Raw genomic sequence first — 12395 nt, 5'->3', positions numbered from 1 at the left:
TTCTTACTTTCATTAAATTACAAGCTGATTAAACTATACCGATTGCTAACTCTTTTCTACTCCTTTGATGGCAATTATCATACTGATGAGGTACACCGATTTTTGTCCCACTCCCTACTCCCTACTCCCTACTCCCTACTCCCTACTCCCTACTCCCTACTCCCTATTCCCTACTCCCTACTCCCTACTCCCTACTCCCTACTCCCTACTCCCTACTCCCTACCCACTCCTAGTAACTACCTCACTGAATTGATAACTGCTATCTACTTACATAGAAGATGCAGAACTTTCTCCTCTAGCTGCAATTTCCTGTGTTGGTTGGGGCTGTTGTTTACTAAAGTTAGTGATCGAGACTCCAATCATGATCACAATAAATGCTATTACTTGCATCAGTGAAGGGCGTTCTCCATTGAGAATTAGCGCATAAACTATCCCAAATACGGGGGATAATACAGTCCACTTACCTACCGTCTTCGAGTCTAACTTTTCCAGGGCAGCGTACCAGAGAAATTGGGTAATCACGATGATAATTAGCGCATAGATCCCCATCACCATCCAAAGCTGACCTGAAAAGACATCTCCAAAATGAGACGGACCAAATAAATAACTAGCGATCGCGAAAAATATTACAGCTGATATAAAGTTACGGCTGAAGACAATTACCGACAAACTATTGTGTTTAGAAAGGGTCAACTTGCCGATAATCGACGTAACTGCATACAAAAAGGTTGATCCCAGGATTAAAAGGTCTCCTTGATTGATTTGATAATTACTGCTTTTAAAAACAATAGCAACAACACCGACGCCAATCAGAGAAAAGCCAATCCATTCCCATTTCAGAATACGCTTGCCAAAGAAAATGGCTCCTGCCAGAGCATAGAGTACCGGACCAAATCGCCCCAATAAGACCGCATTGGTGACAGTAGTTTCTTTTAGCCCCAGGAAAATCAGTGCAGACAGTAAGGCGGCTAAACAACCATTAATAAACAATCCCAGAAGCAGCTTTACATTCAGCTTTCGGAGTTCATTTAGAATAGGAATCGCTCCAAAAAAAGCCACCACTGCCAAAGAGGCACAGAGATTGCCAACAAACAGAACGTTACAAAACGATATTGGTGTTTCCTTCCCACCACTGAGCATACTAGCGTTGGCAATTAGGAAAGCAATTACCGAGGGTCGCAATGCTGCCAGGGCCCGGGAGACAACTAGCAGCAATTTGGGGTTAAGGTTATTGATACTATTGGCAATCATTTCCGTTCTTCAGGAAGAGTGGTGTATCCTTTCCTAGTAAAGCATTAGTCCAGTTATCCGAGGAATGGGTAAATCATTGACGAGAGAACACCTAAAAGGGGGGGCAAGGATACCTAAATCTATCCTTTTCTGTTAATACATATATCAGATCATTTGTCAAATCCTATACAAGCGTGGGGAATCGGAGGAGTGTGGGTAATTCGGTTACCCATCCGTTGCCCATCATCCCCAGGTTTACTGAGTCACCAGCTCATAACTTTCCGGGTCAGCTTTGAGAACAAACATATCCCCATATTGAACTACTTCCCCAGTGATCCGGATAGGGTCAGCTACCTTATCCAAAATCCGGGAGTTAATCGCCTGGTTTTGCCGATCTACTAGGAGCAGATAAAGATTATCCCCCTGCTGATTGTACACTAAGAACACCGGAGGAACACCACCACTGATGCAGCGAATGGCACAGGAGCGATGGGTTTTAGTTTGTCCTGGTTTCATCACCCCTGGGTAGCATTTACTGTCTAAAATCTCTCCTAAGAGGGAGAACTCACCCAAAGATTTACCCGCATCCGGTTTCACTGCTGCCGAAGGAGGGTCAATTGCCTCTGCAGAGCGAGCTGCTATCACCGTAAGGTTGTTGCGATAAACTGGACTACCGGTTAGCTTGACCCACTTTCCCACTTGATCCAATACGCTGGACTTGGGTGAGGTTTTTCCCGGACCCGTGAGCAAGTAGCGAGAGTAGGGGGCTTGAGAGGAGGTATCCCCTGGACGGGGTACCAGCAAGTGAGGAACAGGTTGTCCTAACAGCAACCCTTCAAACTCTTGAGCCTTATTGACCTTTCCAGAATTAAACTGGTAATGAATTAAGGGGAAGACAGCGGCTATAGTCAGAATCACCAGGGCTAGCACGGGAATCAATATCAACAGAAACCGTTTGATGCCGGTTGGTACCTTACCATAACCGATATAAAATTCATCGGTGTTTTGACCTTCGCTGTTGGTAGTCACCTCTGTTCCTCCATAGCAATTACAGCAGGACTAACGCTGGTACCAGGAAGGTTCGGTATAGTTTTCACCAAAATGCGATCGCCCTCTAACTTAATATCAAACGTAGGGATTTTTTCCGTAAAGGGTGGGGGGGAAGCACCATTTTCTGGTAGATACTGGTAGCCGTGCCATGGACAGGTGATGCAGCCATCGACAATTTTTCCCTCCCCTAGAGGGCCATTCTGATGCTGACAGACGTTGGAAACCGCATAAATCTTACCGTCATACTTAAAAATTGCCACCCGCTCGCCTCCGAGAGTGACTATCTTAGCTCGATTTTCCGGGATTTCTGCGATGCTGCCCGCATCCACAAATTCTTCGTTTCCTGTAACAAGGTCCTGATTGTCCCGCCCGAACTCCCGAATCCCTGCTGCCAAATGCACTCCCACAATCCACACTAGTCCAACACCAACAGCAAGGGTCAGAACTGGATGCTTGTTAGTTTGCAGTGCTCCGAGCAGGACATGACCTGTCAGTAGTGCGTAGGCAAGATAAACACTCATATGTAAACCTTTCCAAACCGGAGCGGTTAGGTTAGCCAGCCAGAAATCGTGGCTAGTGGCTGCCATTAGAAACAAGATCACCAGGGGAACAAATCCCAAAACCTGGAAGGGAAAGCGAATAAAGGTAAGATAGTTAGTATTGCTCAGAAACAGACTAACCAAAGGTTCGAGATTGCCGAAGTCGTGGTACCATTGCAGGCCAAGGCGGGTGTGCTGGAGAGCCAAGAAGAACATCGTAACCCCCATATGACGCCGATTGTAGAGGAGGGGATAGAATTTTGGACTCAGGCGAGTTAGCGGACCAATGGATAAGATGACGTGCAACAGGATGAAAGCAGCTGAGCCAAAAGCGCGAATCCTGACTCCCCTGATGTCGATGTTGCTATCGAACCACTGGGTAACATTGATGAAAAGTACAATATAAAGGACAACTAAGCTTAGAAGGATAGCATCGTAAATAAACTTCTGGCGGTTCCACAGAACAGCTTTATAGGCAACACTCATTGTTTTACTAAAGGTTAATTGCTATTGCTCATTAGTGATTCTTCATTAGTGATTAGTCATTAGTAACTATCAGTAAACCTTCGTTTATTTACTCAGGACTAATAACGAGAAACTCTAGTCATTTTAGCTGGCAATGGTAGAGCTGCAATCAGCTTCTGTTGCCCCTGGCTGTAGATCAGCAAATGTCCCGCTTTGCCTCGCACACTGGCAGGAAGCAAAAATTGTTTACGAGATAACCCTGCCAGATTGCCTAGCAGTATAGAGCGATCGCTAATTTTTGTGGGGGCTTCCTTAGTAGCTTCCCAATACAGCAAGGGGTCGGGAACTTGGAGCAAAGAAAGAGACTTAAGTTCCATCACCAGTTTGCCTTGGTAATTGACAAAGGTTTCAACATGAAACCGAAATGTTCCATCCTCAAGTTTAGTTGAGCCAATTGCCTTTCTGGCTTGGGGTTGGGTTTGTGTCACGAACCCTGCCTGTGTAAATAATTTATTGGTAGCTACATCTACTGGTTCGTAAGTAGGACGCAGTAAAATCCCTGCTAAGAAGCACACTGGTAGGACAACTGCTAGTACCACAAAGGAATAAAAGTGAGTTTTACGGCGAGCGAGAATCATGGCATTTCCCTTTCAGGTCAGTCGTTTGGCCGATATACGGTGAGCATTGCGTTCACTCGGAAGAGTTTTGCCTCTCAACAGGCGAGTGGCAAACATCGGCCAGAAGGCAGTCACACCGGGAATGATCATAATGCGAAAGCCGATCGCCCATCCATGGACATTGGGATCCACCCGTTGCACGCCAAAGATGACGAAAGGAACCGCAAAAATCAAACCAGCGACCAGGTAGAGGCGGAACAGTTTTATGATCCACTCGACAATAGCAATGGTGAAGCTTTCCATTTTTCTACTCTTGAGGAGTGATGGATATGATTCAGTTTATCCCAAGCTATGACAATGGGTATCTGTTTCTTCTTTAAGATTAGGTAATACCGGAGAATCTGTCTGCCTGATAAAATCGTATGTTTTTGACACTCCCACCTGGGAAGCTTCTCAAGCCTAGGTTTGTTGAGAGAAAAGGCGCTCACTATACCAACAAGGTTGTCCAGAAAAATCAGGCAAAAGCAAGCCAAAAGGCAATCTTGACGATTAAGAAAGGATGAGCTAGCAGTCAAACCCAACACCCAAGCCGAGTAGCTAATCAAAAGCTGACTGCATGTAGTGTTGTAGAATCAGCTTATATCCTGCCACCAATACCGGTTGAGCTAGTTCAACTATCTGACTTTCGATCTCTTGATCTGCGGTTGTAGAGTGTAAAGGTTGGCTCAGGCACTGGCAACGGACAAGAGCAACATCAAATCGGCACGGTAGATTAGCTAAATCTGGATGTTCTGACAGAAATAACTCAGCTGTAAGCCTGAGTTTAGCTTGCTTTTGTGGTGTAATTGCTCTTCGACCATCGGCATCCCAATTCCCTCGACTGCGAGTTTTAACCTCGACAAAAGCCAATGCCACCGGGTTTCCTTTGGCAATTAGGTCAATCTCTCCCCATCGACAGCGCCAGCTATGGTTTAGGATGACCCAGCCTTGGCTTTGTAACCACCTAGCGACTAACTTCTCTCCCAGTTGCCCAACCTTAGCCATACTATCATCATTTTAAAGTCAATTGTATCACTGGCATCTTTATTATGATAGTTGTAATCGTTATCAATATTGTGCTCTCACTGTTGTGTCTATACGCTGCTTGCCAAGTGTGGAGATTGGGACAGTGGCTTTCATCTATCGCTAATCGGTTGGAAAGGGTTGAACCTCGTATCTATAAAAAGTTATATAGTGCTCCCAAGGCAATTGTTCTTGGGCAAGTAGGTATTCATGGTTTGAGAGAGGAGTATCAACAATTACAGGTTCAGCTACACACACTCAAGCAAATTTTTCTACTGTTGGGTATGCTTCAAAAAATTGGAGGATTTAGGTGGCGCTTTAGTAATAAACCGACGAGCAAGAACAGCTTACTCCCTCAAAAGCGATCGCACTAGTATCGGTTTGTGACTAGTATCGGGTTGTAGTATCCCCAGCATAGCTGTCACCAACCCCAAGCGGCAACTGAGATCACCCTCACCGTAACTGTCGTGAGAAACCCCACACTCTTACCCTACTAACTACTGATCAATTATCAAGCTACTTGTAGGATAATAAACCAAAACCATTTAGTATAAAAGTTTTATCCATCCCATTTATCTAAAACTGTTGGAGGAACACAAATCAAAAGATGTCAAAAAAAAGTGCTGGAGCATTTATCGGTGGCATGCTACTGGGTAGTGCCGTAGGAACAGTGGTAGGGTTACTAATTGCCCCCCGTACTGGTCGCGATACACGCAAGCTTTTGAAAAAATCCGCAGATGCCTTACCCGAATTAGCCGAAGATCTTTCTAGCAGTGTGCAACTACAGGCAGATCGCCTTTCCGATTCCACACTGCGTAACTGGGATGATACCCTAGCTCGACTAAAGGTAGCGATCGCAGCAGGTCTTGAAGCTTCTGTGGCTGAAAAAGCTTCTGTGGCTGAAAGCGTAGAGCCAATAAAGTCCGAGTCGGAAGTTGCCGCAGAGTCCAACTCGTCCGCTAATCAACATTAGCTTTAGGCATCCCGGACGGGGGGTAAGAAGCTCTACTTCTTGTTTTGGTGTTGCCGATTGGCCAGATGTCATGGGTTTTTTCTTACTTCCCCTTCTTCCGCTTCTTCCCCCTCTTCCCCTTATCCATAAATTATCTCCCTACAAGGACAACGCCCTGTTTTTGTGTGGGCTAGCCGACTCGCGAAGATCGGAAATGGAAAAATTTATCATAATGCTGCAAGTATTAGCCAATAATATCACTAAACCTTGTCAAATACGTTGTCAAATGTCACGAAAACTGATAGGATAAAATTGATTAAAGTTTGGGCGATCTCAATGGTGTTTTCTCAAGGGTGTTTTTTCAAGACTTGAAGAGGTGCGACCCGTGGCGAATTTAATTCTTAATGCGGAAAGCGCACCTAATGGCTGGTCAATTAAGTTCACTTAAGCTTAATTACTGAAGGCGAGGGCTTGATCAAAAAAGTCGTAAACTCGGATTTTCCATTGCCAGTTACCGAATCATAGCATAGATTAACCTGTATAATAAATCAACGGTCATCACCCCTCTCCCCCATAGCTGACGGGGTGACAAACAGCCTTAAAAGCTTTACGGGGTGACCGGGTGTGGGGTGATGGGTGTAGGGGAAGATCAAAAGCTGGCTAAGTTGCGACGGGACGGTTAAATCAGGTATATGACCGATTGTTATTGCACCGGCTCACTCCAAATTCCCTGTCTTGATGCAGTCGCTCATGGGGGAAACCACGCCAGTTGCTCATGGGGGAGACCACGGCAAAGCGCGAGTGGGGGAAACCCCCAAGACCGCGCTGCCTCCCCAAGACCGCACTGGCTCCCCAAGACCGCGCTGCATCGCTTTTATTTTCCCCACCCCCTACCCCCCACACCCGGTCACCCTGTTTAGTTTTTAGCCTTGTTGTCACCCCCTGAGCCCCCATAGACGGGGCTTCCCAACATCCTAGGATTTTTTGTGATTGATCCTCTATTTTGGCTCGGGCTGTCTTTTCTGCTCGTAGCAGTTAGTTTAACCGCTGTTTTGGTAACGTTATTGCCTGCTGTACAAGAGTTAGCGCGGGCAGCTCGTAGTGTGGAAAAATTAGCTGATACCCTAAATCGGGAATTACCACCGACCCTAGAAGCCATTCGGCTGACAGGCTTGGAAATTAGCGACTTGACAGATGATCTTAATCAAGGAGTCAAAAGTGCTGGTCACGTGGTTCAACAGGTTGACCACAGTATTAGCAATGCTAAAAACCAAGCCCAAAAAGTCAAAGAGAATACTCGTAATGTGCTTAAGGGTTTCAAAGCTGCCTGGAAAACTTGGAGGGGTACCTCACCAAAATCCAGGTCAATCGATTCCCTAGCATCATCAGATGCGACCCGTGATGGCGAGCCATCCCTTGACCGTAGGTCACGCTACGCGAACGCCATCACGGAAAGCGCACCTATTCACAGAAAAGCTCTAGAAATTCCTGAGACTGATCAACGCTCATCAGATGTTAATCAGCCAAGGCTCATAGATAGTAACTATAACCATAAAGAGGTCAATCACGGGACTCGTGAAACCTCTGATTACGACATAGATGATAATTCTTTTTAAAGAAGGCAATACCAAGATTCCCACCTGAAGACTATACAGACTAAATAAACAATAAATGTAATGCCACCCTTTAGTTTATAAATTCAAGGGTGGCATTATCCCGTTTTTGTTAATATTTTGTTAATGGATGAAAAATCTAGTTAGTCAGTAATTGAGAACTGGTAAACACCAGCAGATAAAAGTATAGCAATCCTATTAAATTAAAACATACAGAAAAATCAGTCCAACTCTCGGTAGATTTGGTGCATCTCATATAGCACTAAGCATTAAGGTGTTTGACATTTATAAAAGCTGCAAAGCTAATGCACGTCAACTTTTGCCTCTTGCCTCTTGCCAATGCCATTGCGCGTAGCGCTATTTTTGGGCTTTGTTGCATGAATGATTAAGAGTCAAAATGCTCCCCCTCTCAGGAGAAGTCTTAAGAATCATGGGCATAGCTATCAGGCATACCTAAATGGGTCATAGGATTGAGGGCAGCACAGGCCAGTAAAAGTACTAAGCGCCTGGTTATCGAAAGTACGACGAGAACAACTAGTGCCAAAGATCACCTTGAAACGAAACATCGCTGTTTCCGATCATGAGCGACGGTGGTATCCACTCTCGTGTTTCCATTGGCTTCGACCCACTTGTTCAATCCGCACCAGGTTCTGATTGCGTGGATGGTTGTCCCCCTCTTGTGGCCAATATTGAGCATCATGACGTGGGGGGATATTGACCTGAGCACCGAGAGAACTGATGGCATCATAGCACTTGCGCTGATCATAGGCTCCATCTGCGGATACTGCTTCAATATTTTCTTCTATGGCGTCCAACACCTCCGATCAAGCGGAATCGTCACTGAGGTTATTGGTACTTACTAGGGCACTTTGTATCTCCCCTGTGCTCTCATCCACCCCTAGATGAAGCTTTCGCCAACTGCGACGGAAAGCTCACACCATGTTGACGCACTTTCGATTCTCCATCCCCATACACTTTTATACCTGTGGAATCCACCACCACATGCCGTGCCAAATTCCTTTCTATGACGGGCATTGCTACACTTAATTTTCCCAGTCGCCTCGATACCGTTGAATGGTCTGGTACATCTAAGTCCACCCCCATTAACCGGGCATAACGACTCCATCAATCCTTGGGTTTGCCTTCCTGGTAAATTCAGCAGTGAACTGATCGTACTCATGGAGCGCGATCGCTATGTCACTGTATTGGGGTGATCTGCCTCGTTTCCCTGTCTTGTGCGGATTCCACCATCCCTCGAGTACCTCCTCATCAATCGGTGAAGGTCAAACTTCCTCGGTTTTAATGGGCTGTGTTGTACTCACTCCAATTCCTAATTTTCTATTGGGTCTTGGTCAAAGCTTCTGTCATGGCTGGGTCGAGCCAAATTTTTCTCTCGAAATAGTATTGCAGCTAACTCATACTCTTTATGCAACAAAGCCACGGGAAGGGAATGATATTATCCAGGGAAATCTAGGTAATGATGTAATTTATGGAGATCAGGGTGATGATGTAATCCAAGGAAATGAAGGGAATGATCAACTCTTTGGTGGAGAAGGTGACGATGTAATTCAAGGTGGCGCTGGGAATGATCGAATTTGGGGTGATAGTGGTAATGATGTCCTCCAAGGCGGTGCAGGACATGATACTTTCCGAGACAGTGCCGGTGTTAACTATTTTGACGGTGGAGAAGGTCGTGATACCGTTGACTTTCAAAATCTAATCAACTCTGGTATTAAGCTCAATTTGGCTGAAGGCACTGGTAGTTACACCGATGAGCAAGATCAGGAAGTAGCACAAACTTTAATTAGTATTGAAAAAGCAGTAGGTACTAATTTTAATGACGAACTGATCGGTAACGAAGCTAACAACAGTTTCTCCGGTTTAGACGGTGATGACAAATATGTCGGTGGTGCAGGAAATGACATTTTCCGAGACAGTGCCGGTGTTAACTATTTTGACGGTGGAGAAGGTTTTGATACCGTTAACTTTCAAGATCTAATCAACTCTGGTATTAAGCTGAATCTGGCTGAAGGCACTGGTAGTTACACCGATGAGCAAGATCAGGAAGTAGCACAAACTTTAATTAGTATCGAAAGGGTATTTGGTACTAATTTTAATGACGAACTAATTGGTAACGAGGCTCACAACACTTTCTTCGGTTTAGACGGTGATGACACCATAACTGGCGGTGCTGGAAATGACGTAATCAAAACTGGTGACGGAAACAATACTATTGATTCTGGTTCCGGTGTAGACACCATCGAGCTTGGTAATGGTAACAACACCATTGCCCTTGAAGAAGGTGAAGGACATGACAAAGTGATAAATTTCCAACTGGGGTTAACTCGCTTTGGGGTTAGTGATGCTAACACCCTTACCTTTGAGCAGTCTAATGGCAGTGTGAATATCATAGCTGCTGATGGTGATCTTCTCGCCAATGTAAAGGGAGTTGAGGTTAGTACCTTTACTGATAATCTCTCCAGTATATTTTTCTAATACCCCTCGCTTCCGGATGTTGCTTAAGAATCGAATGATTTGAAGAGAACGTGAGACGCATTCCCCCACCTGGCCGCAGGCCACGCTACGCGAACGTTCAGGTTTTAAAGTTACCGTAAGAAGAGTAGAGCCTTTATGGTTGGTCGGCTATGTATAAAAGGTTGAAACTTTTGTCGTAAGGCTCTACTCTTCTAAGGTTTCGTCTCCAGGGTTAGTCCACGCTAAGAACAATAGCCAAAAACCTGGAACATCAATCAATCTATTGTCGTCTCCATTTTTGGAGGCTAAAATGTTAAATAGCAATCTTATTATAGACCAGTGAAAACGCCGAACAAAGTCATCAGAACTGACAAATGGAAACTTAATCCGTCTTCCGAACAAAAAGCATTGTTTGCGGAGACGGTCAAAGTTTATCGTCAGGCTTGTAGGTACTTGGTTGGCATTATTTATACTGATTGGTCTGAGCTTGGTGGATTGACAGCAGATCAGTTAACTCCTGCTGTCGAAAAGTTAATGCATGAAACAGCCAAGCGTCCAAATATCAAATATCCACAATTCAATAAAGCTTTTTACAAATTTCCTAGCTATTACCGTCGAGCTGCAATTGCATTTGCGGCTGGACAGGTTAGTAGCTTTGTTACTCGATATCGGGAATGGCAATCTGGTAACAGAAAAAACAGAGATAGTAAGCCGCCAAGACTAAATGCTGATGCTGGCTGCTATCCTGCTTTGTACAAAGGACAGTGTTACAAGCTGTATGGTTTCGACCAAGTAGAAATCAAAGTTTTTGATGGCAAAAACTGGGTCTGGACTATGGTTCAAATCACCGGTTTAAGACAGCGCCACCAGGTGACTACAAACAAAATGATGTCTCCGTCGTTGATTTTCAATGATAGGTGCTGCCATCTGTCTGTTCCATTCACTTGTAAGCCAGAAAAACGCAAACCGGAGGCTAATGTTACTGCGGTAGATTTAGGTATAAACACTACGGCTACCGTAGCAGTCGTAACCCATGACGGCACTGTAATCCATTCGGCAAAGCCGACGCTACGCGAACGTGATTTTATTCACCTTGGAAGAGACATAGACCGCAGGGATAAACGACTAAAGTCCGTATCAAAAAGAGCATCAAAAACGATGGGCAGAGGAGGAAAACTGCATAAAGGGTTTTGCTCCAATACTTATCAAAAGTGCCAAAGAATTAATAATCAAATTAGCCATGTTGTCTCCAAGGGGATTGTAGAGATTGCTGAAAAGTTTAATTCTGTTCGCGTAGCGTGGCCTACGGCCTTAGCAATTGTCTTTGAGAATCTTAAGGGGTGGAAGCCAAGAGGTGGGAAAAAGCGCTCTAATTTAAGGCAAAGATTCCACGGATGGCTCAAAGCAAAAATTCGCAGCTTCACAGAGACGAAACCTTAGAGTAGTGCAGCCTTACAACAAGACCTGTCACCTTTGATGCATAGCCTACCAACTATAAAGGCTGCACTACTCTTACGGTAACTTCAAGAAATGAAATGGGCTGAATTAGGTGGCAGAGTAATAGAGGTTGTTGCTGCCTATACTTCAAAGTTGGCTTTTGATGGCTCTGGTACGGTCAAACGAAATTCCCAAAAATACTCCTTGGCAACCTTCCGTTCAGGTAAGCGGTTTAATGCAGATTTAAACGGTGCTTACAACATCGGTGCCAGAGGCGTGTTTAAACTCACTCGCAGAAATGGCGAGGAGGGTCGTAAAGCGCAAAAGATCTCGACGACCGCCTAGAAGCTGGGCTTGTCTATGTGACCTGTGGACGCTTCGTAGTTCCAGGTTAGCATAGGACACCACCACCTGGCTATCGCCACGCTACGCGAACGTTCAGGTGGTGGAAGCTTCATGAGTTTTCTGGAACGGGCATCTGGCTGTGGAACGGGCATCTTGCCTGTTTCATTTCCAGGCGGGCAGGATGCCCACTCCACTGATATTGATTCTCTGCCTCTCATTCTCTGTTTCCGTCTTGATGCAGTCGCTCATGGGGGAAACCACGGCAGTCGCTCATGGGGGGAACCCCCAAGACCGCTTAGGTGCGCTTTCCGTTGGCGAATTAAATTCGCCACGGGTCGCACCTCTGCATCGCTATTCCCTATTCCCGACTTCTGAAAGAAGTCTATTCAGCAATTTTCGTCATTCCCATCAAAATTAGACTCGTACTCCTGCTACCTTTGTTCTTTGTTCTTTGTTCTTTGTTCTAGCTTCATTCGTTGATATAACTACTTTCTAAAGTATGCCCCGAGGATAACATTATAGTTATAGCTTCCCTAGCTCGTAACCTAAGTCTGACCTGGGGGGGCGACATGAGAGCTAAAAAGTAGACTGTATAAGCTTCATAGCTCTC

The 12395-nt window shown here is 45.2% G+C and carries 12 protein-coding genes and 3 pseudogenes; 9 read left to right on the top strand and 6 right to left on the bottom strand.

The annotated features are described in order from the left end of the window. Nucleotides 1–85: 85 nt before the first annotated feature. On the top strand, nt 86–253 hold the full coding sequence (locus BJP37_RS39975; protein WP_229415432.1) for a hypothetical protein: 168 nt from the start codon (nt 86–88) through the stop codon (nt 251–253). Nucleotides 254–267: 14 nt separating this feature from the next. Here BJP37_RS39975 and BJP37_RS24220 read toward each other — a convergent pair whose 3' ends face one another. The 4 genes from BJP37_RS24220 to BJP37_RS24205 form a co-directional block, all read right to left on the bottom strand. After that, complete coding sequence (locus BJP37_RS24220) at nt 268–1251, bottom strand: DMT family transporter (RefSeq protein ID WP_075902606.1); 984 nt, start codon at nt 1249–1251, stop codon at nt 268–270. Between the two features lie 234 nt (nt 1252–1485). After that, on the bottom strand, nt 1486–2259 hold the full coding sequence (locus BJP37_RS24215; protein WP_075902604.1) for a hypothetical protein: 774 nt from the start codon (nt 2257–2259) through the stop codon (nt 1486–1488). Beyond that, nucleotides 2256–3305 carry a Rieske 2Fe-2S domain-containing protein gene (locus tag BJP37_RS24210; protein WP_075902602.1) on the bottom strand — a complete coding sequence of 350 codons (1050 nt, stop codon included), beginning with the start codon at nt 3303–3305 and terminating at the stop codon, nt 2256–2258. The genes BJP37_RS24215 and BJP37_RS24210 overlap by 4 nt, the downstream gene beginning before the upstream one ends. A gap of 98 nt (nt 3306–3403) precedes the next feature. Continuing rightward, on the bottom strand, nt 3404–3922 hold the full coding sequence (locus tag BJP37_RS24205; RefSeq protein WP_075902600.1) for a hypothetical protein: 519 nt from the start codon (nt 3920–3922) through the stop codon (nt 3404–3406). 39 nt (nt 3923–3961) lie between these two features. Between BJP37_RS24205 and BJP37_RS39970 the strand changes: the two genes are divergently transcribed. Beyond that, a complete protein-coding gene (locus BJP37_RS39970; RefSeq protein ID WP_158069750.1) occupies nt 3962–4225 on the top strand; it encodes a hypothetical protein in 264 nt (87 codons plus the stop codon). A gap of 273 nt (nt 4226–4498) precedes the next feature. Here BJP37_RS39970 and BJP37_RS24195 read toward each other — a convergent pair whose 3' ends face one another. Further along, on the bottom strand, nt 4499–4945 hold the full coding sequence (locus BJP37_RS24195; RefSeq protein WP_075902596.1) for a YraN family protein: 447 nt from the start codon (nt 4943–4945) through the stop codon (nt 4499–4501). A 44-nt stretch (nt 4946–4989) separates the two neighbouring features. Here BJP37_RS24195 and BJP37_RS24190 point away from each other — a divergent pair, with 44 nt between their 5' ends. The 3 genes from BJP37_RS24190 (at nt 4990) to BJP37_RS24175 (ending at nt 7531) form a co-directional block, all read left to right on the top strand. Continuing rightward, nucleotides 4990–5337 (top strand): hypothetical protein, encoded by a 348-nt coding sequence (locus BJP37_RS24190; protein WP_081431315.1) that lies wholly within the window; start codon nt 4990–4992, stop codon nt 5335–5337. Between the two features lie 233 nt (nt 5338–5570). Beyond that, nucleotides 5571–5936 carry a YtxH domain-containing protein gene (locus BJP37_RS24185; RefSeq protein WP_075902592.1) on the top strand — a complete coding sequence of 122 codons (366 nt, stop codon included), beginning with the start codon at nt 5571–5573 and terminating at the stop codon, nt 5934–5936. Between the two features lie 965 nt (nt 5937–6901). Beyond that, nucleotides 6902–7531, top strand: a complete 630-nt coding sequence (locus tag BJP37_RS24175; protein WP_075902588.1) for a DUF948 domain-containing protein — start codon at nt 6902–6904, stop codon at nt 7529–7531. Between the two features lie 418 nt (nt 7532–7949). Here BJP37_RS24175 and BJP37_RS24170 read toward each other — a convergent pair. After that, nucleotides 7950–8815 (bottom strand): annotated as a pseudogene (locus BJP37_RS24170) (IS5 family transposase). Nucleotides 8816–8830: 15 nt separating this feature from the next. On the opposite strand from BJP37_RS24170, the gene BJP37_RS24165 reads away from it, so the two are divergent. From BJP37_RS24165 to BJP37_RS37305, 4 genes and pseudogenes are all read left to right on the top strand, one after another. After that, nucleotides 8831–10024: a calcium-binding protein gene (locus BJP37_RS24165; protein ID WP_081431314.1), complete on the top strand. Its 1194-nt coding sequence runs from the start codon at nt 8831–8833 to the stop codon at nt 10022–10024. A 318-nt stretch (nt 10025–10342) separates the two neighbouring features. Then, nucleotides 10343–11428, top strand: a pseudogene (locus BJP37_RS24160) (nuclease/transposase family protein); the annotation flags it as partial. Nucleotides 11429–11530: 102 nt separating this feature from the next. Continuing rightward, nucleotides 11531–11840: pseudogene (locus BJP37_RS24155) on the top strand (zinc ribbon domain-containing protein); the annotation flags it as partial. A gap of 180 nt (nt 11841–12020) precedes the next feature. After that, nucleotides 12021–12203 (top strand): hypothetical protein, encoded by a 183-nt coding sequence (locus BJP37_RS37305; RefSeq protein WP_143727769.1) that lies wholly within the window; start codon nt 12021–12023, stop codon nt 12201–12203. Nucleotides 12204–12395: the final 192 nt, after the last annotated feature.

The sequence above is a fragment of the Moorena bouillonii PNG genome, from assembly GCF_001942495.1.
Taxonomy (GTDB): Bacteria; Cyanobacteriota; Cyanobacteriia; order Cyanobacteriales; family Coleofasciculaceae; genus Moorena; species Moorena bouillonii.
This window is presented reverse-complemented; position numbering and strand designations above follow the sequence as displayed.

Bases quoted from the DNA above. Each gene is read 5' to 3' on its own strand.
- BJP37_RS39975 (WP_229415432.1), top strand. From the start codon at position 86: ATGAGGTACACCGATTTTTGTCCCACTCCCTACTCCCTACTCCCTACT.
- BJP37_RS24220 (WP_075902606.1), bottom strand. From the start codon at position 1,251: ATGATTGCCAATAGTATCAATAACCTTAACCCCAAATTGCTGCTAGTT.
- BJP37_RS24210 (WP_075902602.1), bottom strand. From the start codon at position 3,305: ATGAGTGTTGCCTATAAAGCTGTTCTGTGGAACCGCCAGAAGTTTATT.
- BJP37_RS24205 (WP_075902600.1), bottom strand. From the start codon at position 3,922: ATGATTCTCGCTCGCCGTAAAACTCACTTTTATTCCTTTGTGGTACTA.
- BJP37_RS24195 (WP_075902596.1), bottom strand. From the start codon at position 4,945: ATGGCTAAGGTTGGGCAACTGGGAGAGAAGTTAGTCGCTAGGTGGTTA.
- BJP37_RS24190 (WP_081431315.1), top strand. From the start codon at position 4,990: ATGATAGTTGTAATCGTTATCAATATTGTGCTCTCACTGTTGTGTCTA.
- BJP37_RS24185 (WP_075902592.1), top strand. From the start codon at position 5,571: ATGTCAAAAAAAAGTGCTGGAGCATTTATCGGTGGCATGCTACTGGGT.
- BJP37_RS24165 (WP_081431314.1), top strand. From the start codon at position 8,831: ATGGGCTGTGTTGTACTCACTCCAATTCCTAATTTTCTATTGGGTCTT.
- BJP37_RS37305 (WP_143727769.1), top strand. From the start codon at position 12,021: ATGCAGTCGCTCATGGGGGAAACCACGGCAGTCGCTCATGGGGGGAAC.